This window comes from Streptomyces sp. NPDC102441 (genome assembly GCF_044765585.1).
In the GTDB taxonomy this organism is placed as follows: domain Bacteria; phylum Actinomycetota; class Actinomycetes; order Streptomycetales; family Streptomycetaceae; genus Streptomyces.
This window is the reverse complement of the sequence record NZ_JBIWKH010000002.1, coordinates 521405-544817: the sequence shown is the minus strand read 5'-3', so window position 1 is coordinate 544817 and position 23413 is coordinate 521405. Positions and strand designations below refer to the sequence as shown.

Annotated in this window: 22 protein-coding genes; 16 read left to right on the top strand and 6 right to left on the bottom strand. The window is 70.1% G+C overall.

The features are described from left to right. The 3 genes from ACIREO_RS05970 (at position 1) to fabF (ending at position 2850) form a co-directional block, all read left to right on the top strand. Entirely contained in the window at positions 1 to 1032 is a 1032-nt protein-coding gene (locus tag ACIREO_RS05970) for a ketoacyl-ACP synthase III (RefSeq protein WP_404105603.1), read from the top strand. 227 nt (positions 1033 to 1259) lie between these two features. Continuing rightward, positions 1260 to 1508 (top strand): acyl carrier protein, encoded by a 249-nt coding sequence (locus ACIREO_RS05965; RefSeq protein ID WP_014045780.1) that lies wholly within the window; start codon positions 1260 to 1262, stop codon positions 1506 to 1508. Positions 1509 to 1587: 79 nt separating this feature from the next. After that, the gene (gene fabF / locus ACIREO_RS05960) at positions 1588 to 2850 is read left to right on the top strand and encodes a beta-ketoacyl-ACP synthase II (protein WP_404105600.1); all 1263 of its coding nucleotides are present in this window, start codon (positions 1588 to 1590) and stop codon (positions 2848 to 2850) included. A 190-nt stretch (positions 2851 to 3040) separates the two neighbouring features. On the opposite strand, the gene ACIREO_RS05955 is transcribed toward fabF, so the two are convergent. After that, positions 3041 to 3535: a DUF3145 domain-containing protein gene (locus ACIREO_RS05955; RefSeq protein WP_404105597.1), complete on the bottom strand. Its 495-nt coding sequence runs from the start codon at positions 3533 to 3535 to the stop codon at positions 3041 to 3043. A gap of 361 nt (positions 3536 to 3896) precedes the next feature. Here ACIREO_RS05955 and ACIREO_RS05950 point away from each other — a divergent pair, with 361 nt between their 5' ends. From ACIREO_RS05950 to ACIREO_RS05940, 3 genes are all read left to right on the top strand, one after another. Beyond that, on the top strand, positions 3897 to 4802 hold the full coding sequence (locus ACIREO_RS05950) for an SGNH/GDSL hydrolase family protein (protein WP_404105594.1): 906 nt from the start codon (positions 3897 to 3899) through the stop codon (positions 4800 to 4802). A gap of 25 nt (positions 4803 to 4827) precedes the next feature. Further along, the gene (locus ACIREO_RS05945; RefSeq protein ID WP_404105591.1) at positions 4828 to 5820 is read left to right on the top strand and encodes an aldose epimerase family protein; all 993 of its coding nucleotides are present in this window, start codon (positions 4828 to 4830) and stop codon (positions 5818 to 5820) included. Positions 5821 to 5959: 139 nt separating this feature from the next. Beyond that, positions 5960 to 7888 (top strand): flavin monoamine oxidase family protein, encoded by a 1929-nt coding sequence (locus ACIREO_RS05940; protein WP_404105588.1) that lies wholly within the window; start codon positions 5960 to 5962, stop codon positions 7886 to 7888. A gap of 41 nt (positions 7889 to 7929) precedes the next feature. On the opposite strand, the gene ACIREO_RS05935 is transcribed toward ACIREO_RS05940, so the two are convergent. Beyond that, positions 7930 to 8715, bottom strand: a complete 786-nt coding sequence (locus ACIREO_RS05935) for an EI24 domain-containing protein (protein WP_404105585.1) — start codon at positions 8713 to 8715, stop codon at positions 7930 to 7932. Positions 8716 to 9025: 310 nt separating this feature from the next. Here ACIREO_RS05935 and ACIREO_RS05930 point away from each other — a divergent pair, with 310 nt between their 5' ends. The 6 genes from ACIREO_RS05930 (at position 9026) to mmsB (ending at position 16360) form a co-directional block, all read left to right on the top strand. Continuing rightward, positions 9026 to 10180 (top strand): mandelate racemase/muconate lactonizing enzyme family protein, encoded by a 1155-nt coding sequence (locus ACIREO_RS05930; protein ID WP_404105582.1) that lies wholly within the window; start codon positions 9026 to 9028, stop codon positions 10178 to 10180. Further along, entirely contained in the window at positions 10177 to 11196 is a 1020-nt protein-coding gene (locus ACIREO_RS05925) for a zinc-binding dehydrogenase (protein WP_404105579.1), read from the top strand. Before ACIREO_RS05930 ends, ACIREO_RS05925 begins: the two co-directional genes overlap by 4 nt. A 111-nt stretch (positions 11197 to 11307) precedes the next feature. Continuing rightward, positions 11308 to 12291 carry a hypothetical protein gene (locus ACIREO_RS05920; protein ID WP_404105576.1) on the top strand — a complete coding sequence of 328 codons (984 nt, stop codon included), beginning with the start codon at positions 11308 to 11310 and terminating at the stop codon, positions 12289 to 12291. A 138-nt stretch (positions 12292 to 12429) separates the two neighbouring features. After that, a complete protein-coding gene (chvE, locus tag ACIREO_RS05915) occupies positions 12430 to 13539 on the top strand; it encodes a multiple monosaccharide ABC transporter substrate-binding protein (protein ID WP_404105573.1) in 1110 nt (369 codons plus the stop codon). A gap of 32 nt (positions 13540 to 13571) precedes the next feature. Further along, the gene (mmsA, locus tag ACIREO_RS05910) at positions 13572 to 15122 is read left to right on the top strand and encodes a multiple monosaccharide ABC transporter ATP-binding protein (RefSeq protein WP_404105760.1); all 1551 of its coding nucleotides are present in this window, start codon (positions 13572 to 13574) and stop codon (positions 15120 to 15122) included. Further along, positions 15119 to 16360, top strand: coding sequence for a multiple monosaccharide ABC transporter permease (gene mmsB / locus ACIREO_RS05905; protein WP_404105570.1), 1242 nt, complete (start codon positions 15119 to 15121; stop codon positions 16358 to 16360). The genes mmsA and mmsB overlap by 4 nt, the downstream gene beginning before the upstream one ends. Before the next feature lie 120 nt (positions 16361 to 16480). Here the strand turns inward: mmsB and ACIREO_RS05900 are convergent, their stop codons facing one another. Together ACIREO_RS05900 and ACIREO_RS05895 are read right to left on the bottom strand one after the other, a co-directional pair. Continuing rightward, a complete protein-coding gene (locus ACIREO_RS05900) occupies positions 16481 to 17998 on the bottom strand; it encodes an alpha-N-arabinofuranosidase (RefSeq protein WP_404105567.1) in 1518 nt (505 codons plus the stop codon). 193 nt (positions 17999 to 18191) lie between these two features. Continuing rightward, a complete protein-coding gene (locus ACIREO_RS05895; RefSeq protein ID WP_404105564.1) occupies positions 18192 to 18620 on the bottom strand; it encodes an organic hydroperoxide resistance protein in 429 nt (142 codons plus the stop codon). 116 nt (positions 18621 to 18736) lie between these two features. On the opposite strand from ACIREO_RS05895, the gene ACIREO_RS05890 reads away from it, so the two are divergent. Next, positions 18737 to 19207, top strand: coding sequence for an MSMEG_6728 family protein (locus ACIREO_RS05890; RefSeq protein WP_404105561.1), 471 nt, complete (start codon positions 18737 to 18739; stop codon positions 19205 to 19207). A gap of 61 nt (positions 19208 to 19268) precedes the next feature. Here ACIREO_RS05890 and ACIREO_RS05885 read toward each other — a convergent pair whose 3' ends face one another. Then, positions 19269 to 20288 carry an NADP-dependent oxidoreductase gene (locus tag ACIREO_RS05885; RefSeq protein WP_404105558.1) on the bottom strand — a complete coding sequence of 340 codons (1020 nt, stop codon included), beginning with the start codon at positions 20286 to 20288 and terminating at the stop codon, positions 19269 to 19271. Positions 20289 to 20402: 114 nt separating this feature from the next. Between ACIREO_RS05885 and ACIREO_RS05880 the strand changes: the two genes are divergently transcribed. Continuing rightward, a complete protein-coding gene (locus ACIREO_RS05880) occupies positions 20403 to 20837 on the top strand; it encodes a MarR family winged helix-turn-helix transcriptional regulator (RefSeq protein WP_404105555.1) in 435 nt (144 codons plus the stop codon). Between the two features lie 13 nt (positions 20838 to 20850). On the opposite strand, the gene ACIREO_RS05875 is transcribed toward ACIREO_RS05880, so the two are convergent. Beyond that, positions 20851 to 21441, bottom strand: a complete 591-nt coding sequence (locus tag ACIREO_RS05875; RefSeq protein WP_404105552.1) for a hypothetical protein — start codon at positions 21439 to 21441, stop codon at positions 20851 to 20853. Positions 21442 to 21660: 219 nt separating this feature from the next. Here ACIREO_RS05875 and ACIREO_RS05870 point away from each other — a divergent pair, with 219 nt between their 5' ends. After that, on the top strand, positions 21661 to 22239 hold the full coding sequence (locus ACIREO_RS05870; protein WP_404105549.1) for a hypothetical protein: 579 nt from the start codon (positions 21661 to 21663) through the stop codon (positions 22237 to 22239). Positions 22240 to 22371: 132 nt separating this feature from the next. Then, a complete protein-coding gene (locus ACIREO_RS05865; protein ID WP_404105546.1) occupies positions 22372 to 23409 on the top strand; it encodes a rod shape-determining protein in 1038 nt (345 codons plus the stop codon). Positions 23410 to 23413 lie beyond the last annotated feature (4 nt).

The window sequence follows — 23413 nt, the reverse complement described above, 5'->3', positions numbered from 1 at the left end:
ATGTCGAAGATCAAGCCCAGCAAGGGCGCCCCGTACGCACGGATCATGGGTGTCGGCGGCTACCGCCCGACCCGTGTCGTGCCCAACGAGGTGATCCTCGAGACGATCGACTCGTCCGACGAGTGGATCCGCTCCCGCTCCGGTATCGCCACCCGCCACTGGGCCTCCGACGAGGAGACCGTGTCCATGATGTCGGTGGAGGCCTCCGGCAAGGCGATCGCGGACGCCGGGATCACTCCCGAGCAGATCGGCGGAGTCATCGTCTCCACCGTCTCGCACTTCAAGCAGACCCCCGCCGTCGCGACCGACATCGCGCACAAGATCGGCGCGGGCAAGCCCGCCGCCTTCGACATCTCGGCCGGCTGCGCGGGCTTCGGCTACGGCCTCACGCTCGCCAAGGGCATGATCGTCGAGGGCTCGGCAGAGTACGTGCTCGTCATCGGCGTCGAGCGGCTCAGCGACCTCACCGACCTGGAGGACCGCGCGACGGCCTTCCTGTTCGGCGACGGCGCGGGCGCGGTCGTGGTCGGCCCCTCCCAGGAGCCGGCCATCGGCCCCACGGTCTGGGGTTCCGAGGGCGACAAGTCCGAGACGATCAAGCAGACCGTCTCGTGGAACGACCTCCACATCGGCGACGTCTCCAAGCTGCCGCTCGACAAGAACGGCGAGGTCAAGTTCCCGGCCATCACGCAGGAGGGCCAGGCGGTCTTCCGCTGGGCCGTCTTCGAGATGGCGAAGGTCGCCCAGCAGGCGCTGGAAGTGGCCGGGATCTCCCCGGAGGACCTGGATGTCTTCATTCCGCACCAGGCGAACATGCGGATCATCGACTCGATGGTGAAGACGCTCAAGCTGCCGGAGCACGTCACGGTCGCCCGTGACGTGGAAACCACCGGCAACACGTCGGCCGCCTCGATTCCGCTCGCAATGGAGCGGCTTCTGGCGACCGGTCAGGCCAAGAGCGGCGACACGGCGCTCATCATCGGCTTCGGGGCGGGTCTCGTCTACGCCGCGACGGTCGTTACCCTCCCCTAGGAGGGAGCTGAAGATCGTGGCTGGGCTCGCGACGCCCGGTACGCGCATCTGCGGCGTTGCCCAACCGCCCGCATAGCTCCGCTATGAGGACGATTCGGCGCCTTGCAGCTGCACGCACCATACGCCGCTCCCTGATCCAGCCAAGATCTTCAGCACCCTCCTTGACACCCCGGACCTTTCGGTCCACCCGCCCGAACCCCGCAGAAACACATCGAAGGAGCGCCAACATGGCCGCCACTCAGGAAGAGATCGTCACCGGTCTCGCCGAGATCGTCAACGAGATCGCCGGTATCCCGGTCGAGGACGTCCAGCTGGACAAGTCCTTCACCGACGACCTGGACGTCGACTCGCTGTCCATGGTCGAGGTCGTCGTCGCCGCCGAAGAGCGCTTCGACGTCAAGATCCCCGACGAGGACGTCAAGAACCTCAAGACGGTCGGCGACGCCGCCGACTACATCCTGAAGCACCAGGGCTGATCCCAGCCCGTCCCGTGTGTCGCCACCCGGCGGTGGCGCCGCTGATTCACGACCCTCTACACGTGGAGAAGATTTTCCAGTGAGCCCGACCAATCGCACCGTGGTCGTCACCGGTATCGGCGCAACCACTCCGCTGGGTGGCGACTCCGTATCGACCTGGGAAGGTCTGATGGCCGGCCGTTCCGGCATCAAGCCTCTCGAGGGCGAACGTTTCGCCGAACTGCCTGTCCGGATCGCCGCCCTCGCGGCCGTCGATCCCGGCGAGGTACTGCCCCGACCGCTCGCCCGCAAGCTGGACCGCTCGGCGCAGTTCGCGCTGATCGCCGCCCGCGAGGCGTGGGCGGACGCCGGATTCACCGGCAAGGCCGGTGAGGACGAGAAGATCCGGCCCGAGCGTCTGGGATCGGTCATCGCCTCCGGTATCGGCGGCGTGATCACCCTGCTCGACCAGTACGACGTGCTGAAGGAGAAGGGCGTACGCCGCGTCTCCCCGCACACCGTTCCCATGCTCATGCCCAACGGCCCGGCCGCCAACGTCGGCCTGGAGGTCAACGCCCAGGCCGGTGTCCACACCCCGGTCTCCGCCTGCGCGTCGGGCGCCGAGGCCATCGGGTACGCCGTCGAGATGATCCGCACCGGCCGTGCCGACGTGGTCGTCGCCGGTGGCACCGAGGCGGCCATCCACCCGCTGCCGATCGCTGCCTTCGCCAACATGATGGCGATGTCCAAGAGCAACGACGAGCCCGAGAAGGCCTCTCGCCCCTACGACACGGCCCGTGACGGCTTCGTCCTCGGCGAGGGCGCCGGCGTCGTGATCCTGGAGTCCGCGGAGCACGCAGCCGCGCGGGGCGCCAAGGTCTACTGCGAGGTGCTGGGCCAGGGCCTGTCCGCCGACGCCCACCACATCGCGCAGCCCGAGCCCACGGGGCGCGGCATCGCCGCCGCGATGCAGAACCTGCTGGACGCCACGGACCTGAAGCCGTCGGAGGTCGTCCACCTCAACGCGCACGCCACGTCCACGCCGCAGGGTGACGTCGCGGAGATCAAGGCGCTGCGTGCGGTGCTGGGCGACGACCTGGACCATGTCGCCATCTCCGCCACGAAGTCCATGACGGGTCACCTGCTGGGTGGCGCGGGCGGTATCGAGACCGTCGCGACGGTCCTGGCGCTGCACAAGCGGATGGCGCCGCCCACCATCAACATCGACGACCTCGACGAGGCGGTCGACGCGGACATCGTGCGCGGTGAGCCGCGGGCGCTGCCGGAGGGGTCGATCGCCGCGATCAACAACTCGTTCGGCTTCGGCGGCCACAACGTGGTGCTGGCGTTCCGTTCGGTCTGACCTGCCGGTCCTGTCGCGAGGCCCGTTTCCGCCCCACGGAGGGGGGAGGCGGGCCTCGCGCATGCCGCAGGCCGTTCTGGGGGTGCGGCCGGGCCGGGCTCTGCCTCCTGCGCCCGGAAGGGTTCCGCCCCCTGAGGTGAAACGTTTCCGCATGGGCTGGGGCACGCGGCCGGACAGGGGCTGCGCCCCGTCACACCACCTGGTGCAGCCACCGCACGGGCGCGCCCTCGCCCGCGTGGCGGAAGGACTCCAGTTCGTCGTCCCACGGCTTGCCCAGGAGCTTGGCGACCTCGGCCTCCAGGTCCGTCTCACCGTTCAGCGACCGTGCCAGCGCCGCCCGGAGCCGGTCCTCCGGGACCAGGATGTCGCCGTGCATGCCGGTGACGGCGTGGAAGATGCCGAGGCCCGGGGTGGAGCTGTAGCGCTCCCCCTCGGCCGTGGGGCAGGGCTCCGCCGTCACCTCGAAGCGCAGCAGGTCCCAGCCGCGGAGGGCCGAGGCCAGCTCCGACGCCGTGCCGGCACGGCCCTTCCAGGAGAATTCCGAGCGCCAGGTGCCGGGCGCGGCCGGCTGTCTGGTCCAGTCCAGTTGGACCCTCACACCGAGCACACCCGCTACGGCCCATTCGACGTGCGGGCACAGCGCGCGCGGTACGGAGTGAACGTAAAGGACTCCACGTGTCGTCACCGGGACCTCCAGTGTGGGACGAGGTTCGCCTTCCCCAGCGGCCTCGCGCCCGTACCGTCTCTTCCCGGCCGGCTCCCGAGGTTGTCTTCAGTAAACAGCATCGGGAGTGAATCTCCAGAAAAGGGACAGTATGTGACGTGAGATAACTTACCGGACCCGCTGATTCGTCTGCGGGGCGGTCGGGCGCCACTGGTTCGACGGGGAAAAGCTACCGTGCGCCGGGGCCGGGTGTGTGACGTACCGTCGGTCCTGGGCCCATGATTCGCTCAGCATTCACCCGCGAGAGCACGAGGGCCCGCCACCTGGGGCTGTCCAGGTGTGCCAGGGGCACAGTCACCCGTGTGACCGGAGGGGAAGAGGGATGCCTGAGCGTTCGCCACGCCGCCGCGCCCGGGGCGCCGGAGCCACTCTGACGGCGGTCGCGCTCGTGGGTGCCGCCGCGCTCACGGGCTGCACCTCCGTCGGGGGTACGGCGGAGCGGGGCGACCGGAGCCCCTCCCCCTCGCCGACGCCCGCGTGGGACGCGAGTCCCGCCTCCGTCGCGGCCGTCGGGGATTCCATCACGCGGGGCTTCGACGCCTGCTCGGTGCTGGCGGACTGTCCCGAGGTGTCCTGGGCGACCGGGACCGACGACGGGGTGCGCAGCCTCGCCGTACGTCTCCTGGGAGCGTCGAAGGCGGCGTCGCACAGCTGGAACCACGCCGTGTCGGGCGCCAGGATCGCGCAGCTGCCTGAGCAGATGGCGCTGGCGGCAAAGGAGAAGCCGGGGCTGGTCACGGTGATGATCGGGGCGAACGACGCGTGCCGGGACTCGGTGCGGCTGATGACTCCGGTTGCCGACTTCCGGACGTCCTTCGAGGCCTCGATGCGGCAGCTGCGCGCCTCGGCCCCGAAGGCGCAGGTGTATGTGTCGAGCGTGCCGGATCTCAAGCGGCTCTGGTCGACCGGGCGTGAGAACCCGCTGGGCAAGCAGATCTGGAAGCTGGGGATCTGCCGGTCGATGCTGGGCGACGCCGACGACATGGGGACCGCCGCCGTCGCGCGGCGCGACGCGGTGCTGGACCGGGTCGTCGCCTACAACGAGGCGCTGCGGGACGTCTGCGCGCGGGACGAGCTCTGCCGCTACGACGGCGGGGCGGTCTTCGACTACCGGTTCACCGGTGCTCAGCTCAGCGAGTGGGACTGGTTCCATCCGGGACGCAACGGCCAGGCCAGGCTGGCAGAAATCGCTTACCGCAACGTCACGGCCGCGGGCCCCCCGGCGTAGAACAGCGGGCGTAAAGTTCTTGATCATGACGACGGGTACAGCGGTGCACAGCGAAGACTTCTCCACCCTCACGGACGGCACGCCGGTCCGGCGCTGGACCCTGGAACGCGTGGGCACGCGGGTCCGGGTGCTGACGTACGGCGCCCTGGTGCAGTCCGTCGTGGTGCCCGGCAGGGACGGCACCCCGGGCGAGGTGGCCCTGGGGCTGCCGGACGTCAAGGCGTACGAGTCGCACACGGGCCCCTATTTCGGTGCCGTCGTCGGGCGGTACGCGAACAGGATCGCGGGCGGCTCCTTCGTCCTCGACGGGCGTACGCACGAGGTGACGCCGAACGAGGGCCGCAACACCCTGCACGGCGGCGGGCGCGGCTTCGACAAGCGGGTGTGGGACGCCGAGGAGGTGCCGGACGGTGTGCGGCTCTCCCTGGTCTCCGAGGACGGCGAGGAGGGCTTCCCGGGGCGGCTGGCGGTCTCGGTGACGTACACCCTGGACGAGGACGGCGCCCTGCGGATCGCCTACCGGGCGACGACGGACGCCCCGACCGTGGTGAACCTGACGAACCACACGTACTGGAATCCGGCCGGGGCGGACAGCGGGAGCGCGCTCGGGCACGAACTGCGGCTCGCGGCCGGGCGGATCACCCCGAAGGACGAGGAGTCCGTCCCCACGGGCGAGCTCCTGCCGGTGGACGGGACCAGGTTCGACTTCCGGGAGCCGAAGCCGGTGGGTCCCGGCTACGACATCAACTACGTGCTGGACGAGACCGGCGGGGAGCCCGTCGCCGAGTTGTACGACCCCGCGTCGGGCCGGCTGCTGACCGTGCGTACGACGGAGCCGGGGCTCCAGCTCTACACCGCCGACCACCTCGGCGACGGGCCGTTCGCGCCGAACGCGGGGATCGCGCTGGAGACGCAGCACTTTCCCGACGCGCCGAACCACCCGGAGTTCCCCAGCACCGTGCTGCGGCCGGGCGAGGAGTTCGCCTCCACGACGGTGTACGGGTTCTCCGTGCGCTGACCCCCGCTCCCGGCGCGACGGGTCCCACCACCATGACCTGTGTCAACACGCGAAGACCAAGATCACCAGCGGGTGATTCGGGGCGGATCCGGCGCGTCCGTGGGGCAGTTGACGGGTGCGGCGCACCAGGGTGATCGCCATGAGCTCACCCGATGAATCGTCCCCCGTCCGCACCTCCCGCCGTGCCGTGCTCGCGGGGGCCACGGCCGGCGCCGCGGCCCTCGCCGTGACCGGAGCCGCCGCAACGTCGGCCGCCGCGCCCCTGACCGTCGCCGCCGCGCCGGGGGCCGCGCCCGGATCCGACCGGGAGGCCTGCCTCACCGTCGCCCGCGCCATCCTCGTACGCGACGAGAACAACCGGGACCTGGTGCCCGCCTACCGCGAGGTCCTGCTGGGCAGGGGCCTGCCCCGTACCCGTGCCGCCCGCAGCAAGGTGCTGGTCGTCGGCGCGGGGCCGGCCGGACTCACCGCGGCTCGGCTGCTCCACGAGGCCGGTCACACCGTCACCGTGATCGAGGCGAACGGCAACCGCGTCGGCGGCCGTATCAAGACCTTCAGGGCCGGCGGCCACGAGCAGTCGGAACCGCCCTTCGCCGATCCGAAGCAGTACGCCGAGGCCGGCGCCATGCGCATCCCGGACAGCCACCCGCTGGTCACCGGACTGATGGCCCATCTCGGGCTGAAGACCCGGCGCTTCCACCTGACCGACGTGGACGCCGACGGCCGGCCCGCCAACCGCACCTGGATCCACGTCAACGGTGTCCGTGTCCGCCGCGCCGACTACGCCGCGAAGCCGCAGGCGGTCAACCGGTCCTTCGGTGTCCCCGCGGCCTACGAGAACACACCCGCCTCGCAGATCGTGCGGGACGCCTTCGCCCCTGTGCGCGAGGAGATCGAGGGCAAGGAGGGGACGGCCCTGGTCGAGGGCTGGGCGAACGTTCTCCAGCGGTACGGTCACTGGTCGATGTACCGGTACATGACCGAGGTGGCCAAGCTCGACGAACGCACCGTCGACCTCATCGGCACCGTCGAGAACATGACCTCGCGGCTCCATCTCGCCTTCCTGCACAGCTTCATCGGGGCTTCGCTGATCAGCCCCGCGACCTCCTTCTTCGAGCTGCCCGACGGCACGGCGACCCTGGCCGACGCGATGTACGCGCAGGTGAAGGCGCTGGTGCATCTGGACCGCCGGGCCACCCGGATCACCCACGGCAAGGACGGGGTGAGCGTGGAGACGGTCTCCGAGGGGCGGGGCGGACCCGTCGTCCGGGAGACCTTCACCGGCGACAAGGCCATCGTCACGGTGCCCTTCTCCGGGCTGCGGCACATTCCGGTGACGCCCGCGCTCTCGTACGGCAAGCGGCGCGCGATCACCGAGGTCCACTACGACGCGGCGACCAAGGTGCTCCTCGAATTCAGCCGCCGCTGGTGGGAGTTCGACGAGGCGGACTGGAAGCGTGAGCTGGGGGCCGTACGGCCGGGGCTGTACGAGGAGTACCGGACGGGCAAGGCACCGGCCGACGGCTCGCTGCTGGGCGCGCACCCCTCAGTGCCGCGCGGCCACATCCCGCCCAACCAGCGGGTGCACTACGCGGCCTGCCGGGCCACCGCACGTGACCAGCCCGAGGCGGCGCACGTCATCGGCGGCGGCTCGGTGACCGACAACGCCAACCGGTTCATGTATCAGCCCTCGCACCGGGTCGAGGGGAGCGAGGGCGGGGTCCTGCTGGCCTCGTACAGCTGGGCCGACGACGCCCTGAAGTGGGACTCGCTGGACGACGACGAGCGCTATCCGCACACCCTGGGCGGCGTCCAGGACGTGTACGGGCAGCGCGTCGAGGTCTTCTACACGGGCGTCGGCCGCACCCAGTCCTGGATGCGTGACCCGTATGCGTACGGCGAGGCGTCGGTGCTCCTGCCCGGCCAGCACACCGAGCTGTTCCCGGACGTACGGACGCCGGAGGGGCCGCTGCACTTCGCCGGCTGCCACACGTCCGTCAAGCCGGCCTGGATCGAGGGCGCCCTGGAGTCAGCGGTCAGGACAGCGCTGGAGGTCCACGGCGCCTGACGGGCGGCAAGCCCCCGGACCCTCCCGGTCCGGGGGCTTCGTCAGTCCTTGTGCAGGGTGTACGGCGACGAGGGCTCCGGGGCGGCGGCGGGCGGCGCCGTGAGCTCGCGGGCCAGCAGCGTGGCCCCCGCGACCGCGCCCGGCATCAGGAGCACGGCGACGAACGGGACGAGGAAGGCGAGCACGAGCGGGACCCCGAAGCCCAGGACCATCATGCGGCGGCCCCGCAGCAGCGCCAGGCGGTCCTTCAGGACCATGCCACGGCGCTGGAGTGCGACGGCGGTGAGCTCCTCGGACAGGAAGTAGCCGGAGACGCAGAAGCCGATGACGGGGATCACGGTCTGTCCGACGACGGGGATGAACCCGAGGGCGAAGAGCAGAACCCCGTAGAGCGCGACGCGCAGCAGGATGCGGACGGAGTCGCGGGCGGAGATCCACAGCTCGCGCCAGAGCGACAGGCCCGACTCGGGCACCTCGCCGCCCTCGCCGCGGTCGACCTCCTCGGAGAGCGACTCGTAGAACGGCTGGCCCACCAGCAGGGTCACCGCGGTGAAGGTGATGACCGCGAGGAACGTCCCGAACACGAAGACCAGGACGACCAGGGTGTTGCGCAGGAGCCCCAGCCAGGGCGAGGACCAGTCGTCGGCGAACGGTGTGGCCCAGGCGACGAAGTCGTCGGCGCCGTAGCCCAGTCCGACCAGAGCGCCCGCGTAGATGACCAGGGTGACCAGCGCGGGCAGCAGGCCGAAGCCGAACCACCGGCCGTGTCCGAAGACCCAGCGCTGGCCCTTGATCAAGTACCCGAATCCCGCCCCGAGATCACTCATGGCATCAGCGTACCCAGACCGACCAGCACACGAGGGGCGGCGTCGCGGGGCTGGGCACGCACATCTGCGGCGTTGTCGTCAATCTTCCCCAAGGTCTCGGCTTCGCTCGACCAGGGGAGACCCCAATCGCTCCGCGTTGCCTCAATCCTCCGCCTTGCAGCTGCACGCACCCAACCCCGCTCCTTCTCCCACCCCTCGTGTGCTGGTCGGTCTTACGCAAACCATTGACACTTGCCCTGGCCCGTCATTACCGTCACGCCAGCATTTCGAACGAGTGACGAAATACCGAACACGTTGAGAGGCATCCCTCGTGCGCATCACCGGAATCAGTACGCATGTCGTCGGCACGCCGTGGCGCAACCTCACCTACGTCCAGGTTCACACCGACGAGGGTCTCACCGGGGTCGGCGAGACCCGGATGCTGGGCCGCACCGACGCACTGCTGGGCTATCTGCGTGAGGCCTCGGCCAACCACATCAACGGCTCCGACCCGTTCGCGATCGAGGACCTCGTCCGCCGGATGAAGTACGGCGACTACGGGCGCGCCGGCGAGATCGTGATGTCCGGCATCGCGGTCATCGAGATGGCCTGCTGGGACATCAAGGGCAAGGCGCTCGGCGTCCCCGTCTGGCAGCTGCTCGGCGGGAAGGTCACCGACCGGGTCAAGGCGTACGCCAACGGCTGGTACACCACCGAGCGCACCCCGGAGGCGTACCACAAGGCGGCACAGGGAGTCGTCGAGCGCGGCTACCGGGCGCTGAAGATCGACCCCTTCGGCACGGGGCACTTCGAGCTCGGCCAGGAGGAGACCCGTTACGCCGTGTCCCTGATCGAGGCCGTGCGGGACGCCATCGGGCCCGACACCGAGCTGATGCTGGAGATGCACGGGCGGTTCAGCCCGTCGACGGCGGTGCGGATCGCCCGCGAGATGGCGCCGTTCACTCCGGCCTGGCTGGAGGAGCCGGTGCCGCCGGAGAACCTCAAGGCGCTGAGCAAGGTCGCGGAGAAGGTCGACATGCCGATCGCGACCGGTGAACGCATCCACGACCGGATCGAGTTCCGCGAACTCTTCGAGTCGGGGGCCGTCGACATCATCCAGCCGGACGTCGGCCACATCGGCGGCATCCTGGAGACCCGGAAGCTCGCGGCGACCGCGGAGACCCACTACACGCTGATCGCCCCGCACAACGTGGGCGGTTCGGTGCTGACCGCGGCGAGCCTCCAGGTGGCCGGCTGCACGCCCAACTTCAAGATCCTTGAGCACTTCAACGACTTCGCGGACGCCGATATCAAGAAGGTCGTCAAGGGCGCCCCGACGGTCGACCCGGCCACCGGCTGCTTCGAACTCTCCGACGCGCCCGGGCTCGGCGTGGAGCTGGACGTGGACGCGGCGGCCGAATTCCCGCAGCAGCAGGCACGGTTCGACCTGTGGGCGGACGGCTGGGAGAAGAGGCAGCCCAAGTGACGGCCCTCTCCCGCTCGTTGACCGTCGAGCGGCCCGGCAGCCACATGCTCACCGAAGGACCGCTCCCCGAGCCGGGCCCCGGTGAGGTCAGGGTGCGGGTCGCCGCGGCCGGGATCTGCATGAGCGACCGCGAGGTGTACGACGGCCACCGGGACCCGGCCTACGTGCGCTATCCCGTGGTGCCCGGCCATGAGTGGTCGGGGACCGTCGACGCGGTGGGCGAGGGCGTCGATCCCGCACTGACCGGCCGGCGTACGGTCGCCGAGGGCTTCCGGGCGTGCGGGCGCTGCGAGCGGTGCCGGTGCGGGGAGACCTCCCTGTGCACGGCGGGATACGACGAGACGGGGTTCACCCGGCCCGGCGCGTTCGCCGACCATGTGGTGGTCCCGGCGCGGCTGCTGCACCCGCTGGCCGACGACGCGGACCTACGGGCCGCGGCCCTGCTGGAGCCGGCCGCGGTGATCGCGGCGGCGGTACGGGCAGGGGCACCGGAGCCGGGTGAGCGCGTCGCCGTGCTGGGGGCCGGCACGCTCGGCCTGCTCGCGGTGCAGCTGCTGGCGGCGGTGTCGCCCGCGGAGCTCACCGTGATCGACCCGAGAGCGGGACGGGCCGCCCAGGCCCTGGACTTCGGGGCGAGCGAGGCCCGGGCCCCCAAGGAGGCCGAGGAGGTGCGGGGCCGCTACGACCTGGTCGTGGAGACGGCCGGAGCGCCGTCCACCGCGGCCGACGCGTGCCTGCTGGCGCGCCGCGGCGGGCGGGTGGTGCTGACCGGGATGTTCACCCCGGGCGCCGTGGGCATCGACCCGGTGCACCTGTCGCTGAGCCAGCTCACCGTGCGCAGCGTCTTCGGGGCGCCGTCGGCGGCCTGGTCCTACGCGGTGCGGGCGTTCACGGCCGGGCTGCTCGATCCGGCGCCCCTGATCACCCATGAGTTCCCCCTGGAGCGGTTCGCCGAGGCCGTCGCACTGGTGGGATCCGGGGACCCGGAGACCGGGAAGGTGCTGCTGCGGCCGTGACGGGCCCGCCCTGACACGTACGCCGGCACGGCGGCGTCCTGACCGCCTCCGTGCCGGCGTACTCCCAATGACCCGAACTTCGTCCGAAATACCGAACGTGAAGGACCAGTCGTGAACGACGCCCCTGTCTCTTCCCCCGGTGCCGCCGGCGCCCGTCGCCCCGGTGACGCGGCGCTCACCGCGCTCGGCCTCGGCCCGGCACCCCTGTCCCCGGCCGACGCCTCCCCGCACTCCTTCCCCGACGGCGGGAGCTGGCGCACCGAGGTGCCGTCCGTGGAAGGTCCGGAGGCCCTCGGCGTCGTACTCAAGGAGTCCGCGAGGCTCGACGTCCCGGTCCACCGCATCAGCCAGGGCAGCGGCATCTGGATGCTGACCGACGCCGAGATCACCGAGATGGTGGACAGCTGTGCCGAACGGGACATCGAGCTCTGCCTGTTCACGGGCCCGCGCGGCACCTGGGACACCGGCGCGTCCGTCCGTACTGACTCCGGCGGCGCCGGGCTGCGCTCCCGGGGCCACGACGCCCTGGCCGGCTGCGTGGAGGACGCCCTGCGCGCCGCCGAACTGGGGGTGACGTGCCTCCTCGTGGCCGACGAGGGTGTGCTGTGGACCCTGCACCGGCTGCGTGAGCAGGGCGCCCTGCCCTCGGACACCACCTTCAAGGTGTCGGCGCTCATCGGGCCCGTGAACCCGGCCTCGTACGCCGTGTTCGAGCAGCTCGGTGCCGACTCGATCAACATCCCGTCCGATCTGACGCTCGCCCAGTTCACCGAGATCCGCCGGGTCTCCCGGGCCCCGATGGACCTCTACATCGAGGCCCCGGACGACCTGGGCGGCTATGTACGGATGTACGAGGTCGCCGAACTGATCCGGCGCGGCGCACCCCTGTACCTGAAGTTCGGCCTCTCCAAGGCGCCCGGGATCTATCCGTACGGCCAGCATCTGCGGGAGCTCGCGCTGTCGACAGCCAAGGAGCGGGTGCGGCGCGGCCGGCTCGCGCTGGACCTGCTCGCGCGGCACGGGGCGGACGGGGACATGGCCGCGCTCGGCAGCCGACTCCCGGGCCGGCTCAACCGGTTCGGAATCTCGTCATAACGTTCCGGAAACACTCTCCCCAAAAGAAGACAGAGCCGCGCACAATCCCACACATCTGTTCTCGGTCATTCCGCCCTCAGCTTCTGGACATGCCGGCGCCACCGGACCGAGCCCTGACCCACATCAAGGATGATGACTATGCGCAACCGCAGAACGGCACTTGCCGCCATAGCCTCCGCCGCCTCCCTCGCTCTCACCCTGACCGCCTGCGGCCAGAGCAGCGAGGGCGGCGGTGAGGAGAAGAAGGACGGCGCCGCCGGCGCCACCATCGGCATCGCGATGCCGACCAAGTCCTCCGAGCGCTGGATCTCCGACGGCGCCAACGTCGTGAAGGAGCTCAAGGGCAAGGGCTACAAGACCAAGCTGGTCTACGGCGAGGACGACCCGGACCAGCAGGTCTCGCAGATCGAGAACATGATCACGCAGGGCGTGGACGCCCTGATCGTCGCCGCGATCGACAACAAGTCCCTCAACAACGTGCTGCAGCAGGCCAAGGACGCCGACATCCCGGTGATCTCCTACGACCGGCTGATCCTCGGCACGGAGAACGTCGACTACTACGCCTCGTTCGACAACGAGAAGGTCGGCGAGCTGCAGGGCTCGTACATCGTCGACAAGCTCGGTCTGAAGGAGGGCAAGAAGGGCCCCTTCAACATCGAGCTGTTCGCCGGCTCCAACGACGACAACAACACCCAGTACTTCTTCAAGGGCGCGATGAACGTCCTGAAGCCGTACGTGGACAAGCGCCAGGTGGTCGTCAAGTCCAAGCAGACCGCGCTCAACCAGGTCACCACCCTGCGCTGGGACGGCGGCGCCGCGCAGCGCCGCATGGACGACCTGCTGACGTCCACCTACCGCAGCGACCGGGTGGACGCCGTGCTCTCGCCGTACGACGGCATCTCCATCGGCATCCTCTCCGCCCTGAAGTCGGACGGCTACGGCTCCAAGACCAAGCCGATTCCGGTGGTCACGGGTCAGGACGCGGAGCTCGCGTCCGTGAAGTCGATCATTGCGGGTGAGCAGACCCAGACCGTCTACAAGGACCTGCGCAAGCTCGCCAAGGTCGCCTCGAACATGGTCGACGCCGCCCTGAACGACAAGAAGCCCGAGCTCAACGACACCAAGTCCTACGACAACGGTGTCAAGGTCGTCCCCGCCTTCCTGCTGCAACCGGTCAGCGTCGACAAGACCAACTACAAAGAGGCGCTCATAGACGACGGCTACTACACCGAGAACGACCTCAAGTAACCGGGCACCCTCAAGGATTGGAAGGCAAGACCATGGCGGGACCCGTCCTGGAAATGCGCTCGATCGTCAAGACCTTTCCCGGTGTCAAAGCGCTTTCGGACGTCACACTGACCGTCCGTCAGGGCGAGGTCCACGCCATCTGCGGCGAGAACGGCGCCGGCAAGTCGACCCTGATGAAGGTGCTCTCCGGCGTCCATCCGCACGGCAGCTACGAAGGGGACATCCTCTTCGAGGGTGAGGGCTGCCGGTTCAAGGACATCCGGGCGAGCGAAGAGCACGGCATCGTGATCATCCACCAGGAGCTGGCGCTGGTGCCGTACCTCTCCATCGCGGAGAACATCTTCCTCGGCAACGAGCACGCCAAGCGCGGACTGATCAACTGGAGCGACACCCTCAGGCACGCGGGCGAACTGCTGCGCCGGGTCGGTCTCGACGAGCACCCCGAGACCCGCGTGGCCGACATCGGCGTGGGCAAGCAGCAGCTGGTGGAGATCGCCAAGGCGCTCTCGAAGAAGGTGAAGCTGCTCATCCTCGACGAGCCGACGGCGGCGCTCAACGACGAGGACAGCGGCAAACTTCTCGGCCTGATCCTCTCGTTGAAGGAACAGGGCATGACCTCGATCATCATCTCGCACAAGCTGAACGAGATCCGCCGAGTCGCGGACTCGGTCACGATCATCCGCGACGGGCGCTCCATCGAGACGCTCGACGTGAGGGCGGCGGAGACGACCGAGGACCGGATCATCAGCGGGATGGTCGGCCGCGACCTGGAGAACCGCTTCCCCGAGCGGACCCCGCACCACCCGGAGGAGGGCTCGGCTCCCGCTCTGGAGATCCGCAACTGGACCGTGCACCACCCCATCGACCAGCAGCGCAAGGTCGTCGACGACGTCTCGATCGAGGTACGGCGCGGCGAGATCGTCGGCATCGCCGGGCTCATGGGCGCCGGCCGCACCGAGCTGGCGATGAGCGTCTTCGGCCGCTCCTACGGCCGGTACGCGGGCGGCACCGTGCTCAGGGACGGTACCGAGATCCGTACGAAGACCGTCCCGGAGGCGGTCAGGCACGGCATCGCGTACGCCACCGAGGACCGCAAGCACTACGGCCTCAACCTCATCGACACCATCAACCGGAACATCTCGCTGACCGCGCTGGGCAAGGTCGCCAAGCGGGGTGTGGTCAGTGAGCACGGGGAACGACAGGTCGCCGAGGGCTTCCGCAAGTCCATGAACATCAAGGCGCCGACCGTCTTCGAGCCGGTGGGCAAGCTGTCCGGCGGCAACCAGCAGAAGGTCGTCCTCAGCAAGTGGATCTTCGCGGGTCCCGAGGTGCTGATCCTGGACGAGCCCACGCGCGGAATCGACGTGGGCGCCAAGTACGAGATCTACACGGTCATCGACCGGCTGGCCGCCGAGGGCAAGGCGGTCGTCTTCATTTCCTCCGAACTGCCGGAGCTGCTCGGCATGTGCGACCGCATCTACACGATGGCAGCGGGACGGCTGACGGGTGAGTTCTCGCGGGCCGAGGCCTCGCAGGAAGCGCTGATGCGTCAGATGACGAAGGACAAAGAGGTAACCCGATGAGCACGGACACGACTGCCAAGCCCCCGGCCCCCGCGCCGTCCGGCAAAGGATCTGCCTCCGGCGAGGGCCTGCTGCAGCTGATGCTCGGCGGCATGCGCCGCAACATGCGCCAGTACGGCATGCTGATGGCTCTCGGCCTGATCGTGGTGCTGTTCGCGGTGTGGTCGGGCGGCGACCTGCTGCTGCCGCGCAACGTCTCCAACCTGGTGCTGCAGAACAGCTACATCCTGATCCTCGCGATCGGCATGATGCTCGTCATCATCGCGGGCCACATCGACCTCTCGGTCGGCTCGCTGACCGCGTTCATCGGCGCGATGTCCGCCGTACTGATGGTCGAACACGATCTCTCCTGGCCGCTCGCGGTGGTGCTGTGCCTGGCCATCGGCGCCGTCGCGGGCTCCCTGCAGGGGTTCTTCATCGCCTACCTCGGCATACCGTCGTTCATCGTGACCCTCGCGGGCATGCTGCTCTTCCGCGGTCTGACGGAGATCGTCCTGCAGGGCCAGACCCTCGGTCCCTTCCCGAAGGGCCTGCAGAAGGTGGCCAACGGCTTCCTGCCGGAGGTCGGCCCCAACACGAACTACCACAACCTCACCCTGCTGCTGGGCTTCGCCCTGATCGCCTTCGTGGTGCTCCAGGAGGTCCGCGACCGCAGGCGGCAGCAGGAGTTCGCGCTGGACGTGCCGCCGGTCAAGCTGTTCCTGCTGAAGCTGGTCGCCCTGGTCTCGGCCGTGCTCGTCGTCACGCTGCTGCTCGCCAGCTACAAGGGCGCCCCGGTCGTGCTGCTCATCCTCGGTGCGCTGGTCGTCGGGTTCGGCTATCTGATGCGCAACGCGATCATCGGCCGCCACATCTACGCCATCGGCGGCAACCTGCCCGCGGCGAAGCTGTCGGGCGTGAAGGACAAGAAGGTCACCTTCCTGGTCTTCCTGAACATGGGCATGCTCGCGGCCCTGGCAGGTCTGGTCTTCGCCGCCCGCTTCAACGCGGCCTCGCCCAAGGCCGGCCTCAACTTCGAGCTCGAGGCCATCGCGGCCTCGTTCATCGGCGGCGCGTCGATGAGCGGCGGCGTCGGCACGGTCCTCGGCGCGATCATCGGTGGTCTGGTCCTGGGCGTGCTGAACAACGGTATGAACCTCGTCGGCGTCGGCACCGACTGGCAGCAGGTCATCAAGGGTGCGGTGCTGCTGGCCGCCGTCGGCTTCGACGTCTGGAACAAGCGCAAGGTCGGCTCGTAACACCTCCTCCGACGACAGGAGTTGTTCGTGACCTGAACCAGCAGACGCACCGTCTCGGCGCGCTGAACAACTGCGGCGTACGGCGCCCTCCCCGGCCGGGGAGGGCGCCGTACGCCGTTGTCACACCAGCCGGATCATGTTCCAGGACAGCGGCTCCAGCACGGCCTTGAGCGTGCCCCCGGTCAGCTCGGTGCCCTCGGCGGCGTGCGGGACGACCCGCTCGGGCTCGGCGAGGGTGTTGGTGGCCTCCGGGTCGGCGTCCGCGACGACCTGGTGCTCGGCGACCTCGGTCAGGTCCAGTCCCGCCAGGGCGACTTCGAGCGGCAGTGCGGTGTCCTGGCTGCGGTTGACGGCGAAGACCGTGACGGCGCCCGTCTCCGGGTCACGTACGGCGGTGGCGTGCAGCAGGTCCGTCTCGCCGTACTTCGCCGTCCCGTACGTGGGCGAGTCCACCCGTACGTCCAGGACCTGGCCCCGTCCGTACCGCGCGGCCTGGGCGAAGGGGAAGAAGGTGGTCTGCCGCCAGGCCGGCCCGCCGGGCTCGGTCATGATCGGGGCGATGACGTTGACCAGCTGGGCGAGACAGGCGACGGTCACCCGGTCCGCGTGCCTCAGCAGCGCGATGAGCAGGCTCCCGAAGACGACCGCGTCGGTGACGCTGTAGTTGTCCTCCAGCAGCCGCGGCGCCTCGGGCCAGTCGAGGGGGTTCTCCTCCGTCTCCTGCTGGAAGCGCTTCTGGTACCAGACGTTCCACTCGTCGAAGGAGAGGTTGATCTTCTTCGTGGACTTGAGGCGCGCCCCCACGTGGTCGCAGGTCGCGACGACGCTGTCGATGAAGGACTCCATGTCCACGGCCGAGGCGAGAAAGGAGTCACGGTCCCCGTCGGTCTCCTCGTAGTAGGCGTGCAGCGAGACGTAGTCGACGAGGTCATAGGTCTCCGCCAGGACCGTCGCCTCCCACGCGGCGAAGGTCGGCATGGCGCGGCTGGAGGACCCGCAGGCGACGAGCTGGACGGACGGGTCGATCTGCCGCATCGCGCGCGCCGTCTCGGCGGCGAGCCGCCCGTACTCCTCGGCCGTCTTGTGGCCGGTCTGCCACGGGCCGTCCATCTCGTTGCCCAGACACCACAGCTTGATGCCGAAGGGGTCCTTGTCGCCGTGGGAGACGCGGCGGTCGGAGAGTTCCGTGCCGGACGGGTGGTTGGCGTACTCCTGGAGCTGGATGGCCTCCTGCACGCCCCGGGTGCCGAGGTTGACCGCGAGCATCGGTTCGGCCTGGGGGCCGATCTTCCTGAGGAAGTCGATGTACTCGGAGAGGCCGAAACGATTCGTCTCGGTGGAGCGCCAGGCGAGGTCGAGACGGCGGGGGCGCTCGTCGGCGGGGCCGACGCTGTCCTCCCAGCGGTAGCCGGAGACGAAGTTGCCACCGGGGTAGCGGATGGCGGTGACACCGAGTTCGCGGACGAGATCCAGGACGTCGGTGCGCAGTCCGGCCTCGTCCGCCGACGGGTGGCCGGGCTCGAATATGCCGTCGTGGACGCAGCGGCCGAGGTGCTCCACGAAGGAGCCGAAGAGCCGGGGGTGCACGTCGCCGACGGTGAAGGCCGGGTCGAGGGTGAAGCGCGCGGTGCGGGTCATGGCTTCCTTACTCGTTCGGTATTTCGAATGCTGCTCGTAACCTCGAACGGGACCGTAGAGTTCAACCTCCGCAGCCGTCAATGCCCCTGCACGCTTTTACGACCTGGTGCGCGATACGCGCGGTCGCACACGCCCGAGGGCCGCATCCCTGCGACGGGATGCGGCCCTCGGACGTGTGCGGTCGGGTTCGGGCTCAGACGACGGAGAGCTCGACCTTGATGTTGCCCCGGGTGGCGTTCGAGTACGGGCACACCTGGTGCGCCTTCTCGATGAGCGCCTGGGCGGTGGCCGTGTCGACGTTCGGGATGGAGGCGCTGATCGCGACCTCCAGGCCGAAGCCGCCGGCCTCGGTCTTGCCGATGGAGACCGAGGCGGTCACCGTCGAACCGGAGATGTCGGCCTTCTCCTGGCGGGCGACCACGCCGAGCGCGCCCTGGAAGCAGGCGCTGTAGCCGGCCGCGAAGAGCTGCTCGGGGTTGGTACCCGCACCGCTGCCGCCCATCTCCTTCGGCGGGTTGACGACGACGTCGAGCTTGCCGTCGTCGGTGGAGACGCGGCCGTCACGGCCGTTCTCGGCGGTGGCGACGGCGGTGTAGGCCGCTTCGATGCTCTGAATGGTCATACGGGTGATCCTCCTGGTGATGCGCCGCGACTCGCGCCCACGATCGCGACGGCCTGTCCCGACCCTAGCGGGTGACGTCGGCCGACACCCGGGCGCGGACGCGGTAGGCATGGTTCATGCAGACTTTCCTGCCGTACGCCGACTTCTCCCGGAGTGCCCGCACGCTGGACCCCCGACGGCTGGGCAAGCAGCGGGTCGAGGCGATCCAGGTGCTACGAGGCCTCACCGTCCCCGGTTACGGCTGGCGGCACCACCCCGCCGTCCGCATGTGGACCGGGTACGAGGAGGCGCTCGTCCGCTACGGCCTGGACATGTGCGCCGCGTGGACCGCGGAGGGCAGGGCCGACACCTGTGCGGCGACCCTGCGCAAGGACCTCGCCGCCGCACTCGGACGCACCTCCGTACGGTCCGCCGCGGAGCTCGCGGCGGTGGGCGAACTGCCCCCGTGGCTGGGTGACGAGGCGTTCCACCGGAGCCATCGCTCCGCGCTCGTACGCAAGGACCCGGCGTACTACAGCCCGCTGTTTCCCGGCGTGGCGGAGGATCTGCCGTACGTGTGGCCTCCCTCGGACCGCGAAGGGCGGTGACGCGCGGCCCGGGACGCCGGTGGTGGGCCCGTGGCAAGGGGCCCACCACCGGCAGGGAGCGTCAGGCGTCCAGCGAGACGATCATCTTGCCGGTGTTCTCGCCGCGCAGCAGGCCGACGAAGGCGTCGTAGCCGTTCTCGATGCCCTCGACCTTCGTCTCGCGGTACTTGAGCTCGCCCGAGGCCAGCCAGCCGGCCACGTCCTGGACGAACCGCGGCTGGAGTGCGGCGTGATCGCCGACCAGGATGCCCTGCAGGCGGAGCCGCTTGCCGATGACGAGCGCGAGGTTGCGCGGGGCCGGGGTGGGCTCCGTCGCGTTGTACTGGGAGATCATTCCGCAGATCGTGGCGCGGCCGTGGAGGTTGAACGAGGAGATCGCGGCCTCCAGGTGCTCACCGCCGACGTTGTCGAAGTAGACGTCGATGCCGTCCGGGGCCGCCTCGCGGAGCTGGTCCCTGACCGGGCCGTTCTTGTAGTTGAAGGCCGCGTCGAAGCCGTACTCCTCGACGAGGAGCTTGACCTTCTCGTCGGAGCCGGCCGAGCCGATGACCCGGGAGGCGCCCTTGATCTTCGCCATCTGGCCGACCTGGCTGCCGACCGCACCGGCCGCGCCGGAGACGAAGACGGCGTCGCCCTCCTTGAAGGAGGCGACCTCGAAGAGGCCGGCGTAGGCCGTGAGCCCGGGCATGCCGAGCACACCGAGGTAGGCGGAGAGCGGGGCGACCGAGCCGTCGACCTTGACCGCGTGCTTGGCGGGGACGTCGGCGTACTCGCGCCAGCCGAGGCCGTGCAGGACGTGGTCGCCCACGGCGAAGCCCTCGGCGTTCGAAGCGACGATCTCGCCGACCGCGCCGCCGTCCATGGGGTGGTCGAGCTTGAAGGGCGGGGTGTACGACTTCACGTCGTTCATCCGGCCGCGCATGTAGGGGTCGACCGAGAAGTGGAGGTTGCGGACGAGGACGCGGCCCTCACCGGGAGCGGCCACCGGCGCCTCGCGCAGCGCGAAATCCGAGGCCTCGGGCCAGCCCTGCGGGCGGGCGACGAGGTGCCATTCGCGGCTGGACGTGGGAAGTGCGGACATGGGCTCGGTTCTCCTCGGTGTCGTGTGGGGGTGGAAGCCGAAAAGCTTCAGGACATGAAACAACCATGCGTCGCGATATTTCACCTTGTCAAGTAATTCGGTACGCTGGGTGTCATGGCCACCTCGCGCACGGATCCGCTCACCCTCGACGTCATCCAGCTCATCGGCGGCGTCGTGGCGCGCTACCACGAGGAGTACGAGCGGGCCGCCGCCACCCACGCGCTGACCGGAGCGCAGGCCAGGGTGCTCGGGCTGCTCTCGCTGGAGCCCATGGCCATGCGCAAGGTTGCCCGCAAACTGAAGTGCGAACCGTCCAACATCACCGGAATAGTCGACCGGCTGGAGCTCCGCGGCCTGGTGGAGCGCCGCCCGGACCCGTCCGACCGGCGGGTGAAGCTCGCTGCCCCGACCGAGGAGGGCGTCCGGACTGCCAGGCAGCTGCGGGACGCGCTGGACTTCGCCCGGGAGCCGCTCGCCGAGCTGTCGGAGGCGGAGCGGACCGTGCTGCGCGACCTGCTGCGCCGGATGCTCGGCGAGGACGCCGCTTAGGGGCTGTCCCGCGTCAGGGGCAGAAGATCCACCATATGCAGGTCTCCGTCGGCGACGGGGTGGGCGTGGGGTCGTCCGGGGGTTCGGGCGTCGTCGGGTCCGCGGTCGGCTCCCCGGAGCCGGAGGGCTCTGCCGGCTCGTCGGTCCCGTCCGGGTCTGCCGGCGGGGAGGCGGAGGTCGGGGCTTCCACCGGGGCGGAGGGCGACGGGGGAACCTGGGGCGCCGTGGTGCGGGCGGGATCGTCCGTGGCCGGCGCGGAGTGGGAGCCGGTGACCGGCACCACGGTGGGCGCGTCCACCGGGCCCGGATCGTCGGGCTCCGTGCTCGACGACGCGGACGGGACGGGACCGGTCGCGGAGGACGGGGCCTCGCTCACGTACTCGGAGGCGCCGCTGTCACCCCCGGGCTCCATGGCCAGCTCGGCGAGGCTCAGCGCCCCCAGCGCCAGCACCACGCCCGCCGCCGTCAGCAGCAGTACGCGGCCACGCCGCCGGTGCCCCCTGCGGCGGCGGCGGGCGTCACCCCGGGCTCGGCGGCGGTGTCCGGCGGCCCCGGACGCCTCCAGGGTCTCGCCGACGGGCTCCGTGTCACCGGAGGGGCCCATGACGGCATAGGGGACCAGCGCGTCGGCTGGGGTCCCGCAACCGGCGCACGCCAGCGCCCCGTTGAGGTGCCGTTGGCACGGGTGGCAGTAATCCATGGCGCCCGCAGACTAGACGTGCACGGAACGACACAGGAAGCCGCACAGGTGAGGATCCTGTGTGGAATCCAGGACTCCGGGGTGCGCCGCCCGATACGTTCGCTAAACGGCAGGATGGGTCCCATGACCGCTCCCGCCCCGTTCGGGCCGCTCCAGTTCCAGCTCGTCCTGCTGCGCCGGATGGCCGACCACCAGCCGGACCTCGTCGAGGACGCACGTCTTGAGCTGAGTGCCTCCCTCGCCGAGATGCGGGAGGCGAACCGCCGCTGGCAGGCGATGCTGCGCGCCCCGCGCGGCCGGGGCACGCTGCGCCGCTACCGCTCGGTCCTGGGCGAGCCCGAGTCCTCCGTACGCCGCACGGTCGGCGATCTGGAGTGCGACGCGCTGCTGTGGCCCCTGCCGCTCTGGCCGGACCTGCGGTTCGAGGTGATGGCGGGCCCCGGCGGAGCCGTGTGGAACGAATGGCTGGTCCGCGCCCCCGGTGCGGCGGGCCCCGGGCTGCGTACGGCCGCCGACCTGAGCCCGTGGTCGTGCACCGTGGACGAGGTGGCCAGGGCGTTCGCCCCGGCACGCCCCATGGAGGGCAGCGCGCCGACCCGCTGGGCGCTGGCCTTCACCGACCCGGCCACGCCCGGCGGCCGGCCCCGCGTCGCCGAGTTCACCTGGGGACTGTTCCAGCGACTGCTGCCTGACGGCCCCTGAGATCTGTCGCGCCGTCAGCTCGGTTCCCCCCTACGGCTCACCCAGCGCGCGCCGCACCTGCCACGGCGCGACGATGCCAGGACAGCCGGCTGCCGCCGGTGCCCTCCGTCAGCGCTCTCGGGAGAACCTGCCGTGACCGTCAGTCTCGAACAGCTGCGCCGTTGCCATATCGCCGTCGATCTCGGGGCCGCGAGGACCCGTGTGTACATCAAGGGAGTGGGGCTCGTCGTCGACGAGCCCAGTGTCGCCGCCGTGAACACGCGCACCGGCTCGCTCATCGCCGTCGGCGCGCTCGCCGAACAGATGACCGGCCGTACGCCCGCGTACATCCGGGTGGCCCGCCCGGTCTCCGGCGGCACCGTCGTCGACATCGACATGGCGCAGCGCATGCTGCGCCATCTGCTCGGGGAGAAGCTCCGCCGCCAGCTGCGCCGCAAGCCCCGGCTGCGCGCCGCCGCCTGCGTCCCGCACGACGCCGATCCGCTGGCCCAGCGGGCGGCCGTCGAGACCCTCGTGGGGCTCGGCGCGCGGCGGGTGGAGCTGGTCGACACCCTGATCGCCGCGGCCATCGGCTGCGGGCTGCCCGTCGAACAGCCGACCGCCACCATGATCATGGTCTGCGGGGCGGCCACCACCCAGATCGCCGTGCTCTCGCTCGGCTCGATCGTGACCGCCGTACGCATCCCGATCGGCGGCGAGGCCATCGACCACGCGGTCATCCAGCATCTGCGCCAACACCACGAACTGATGCTGCCCAGCCAGTCCGTGCGCCCCCTGCAACTGGCGCTCCGGGGCAACGGCCTCACGCTCAACGGCCCGGCGGTGACGGAGATCCACGGCCGTGACGTGGCCACCGGTCTTGCCCGCTCGGTGCAGGTCGACACCGCCGCCGTACGCCAGGCGATCCACACCCCGCTCACCGCGGTGCTCGACGGGCTGGGCAAGGTGCTGCGCGACTGCCCGCCCGACCTGGTGGCCGATATCGCGGAGTCCGGGATCATGATGGTCGGCGGCAGCGCCCTGCTGCCGGGGCTCGACCAGATGCTGCGCGACGCCACGGGCGTGCCGGTGAACATCGGCGAGCGTCCCGACGTGTGCTCGGTGCTGGGGCTCGGAGCGATGCTGGACGGCACGGTCCAGCCGCTGGCCCTCGCCCCGCTCGCCGGCTGAAGCC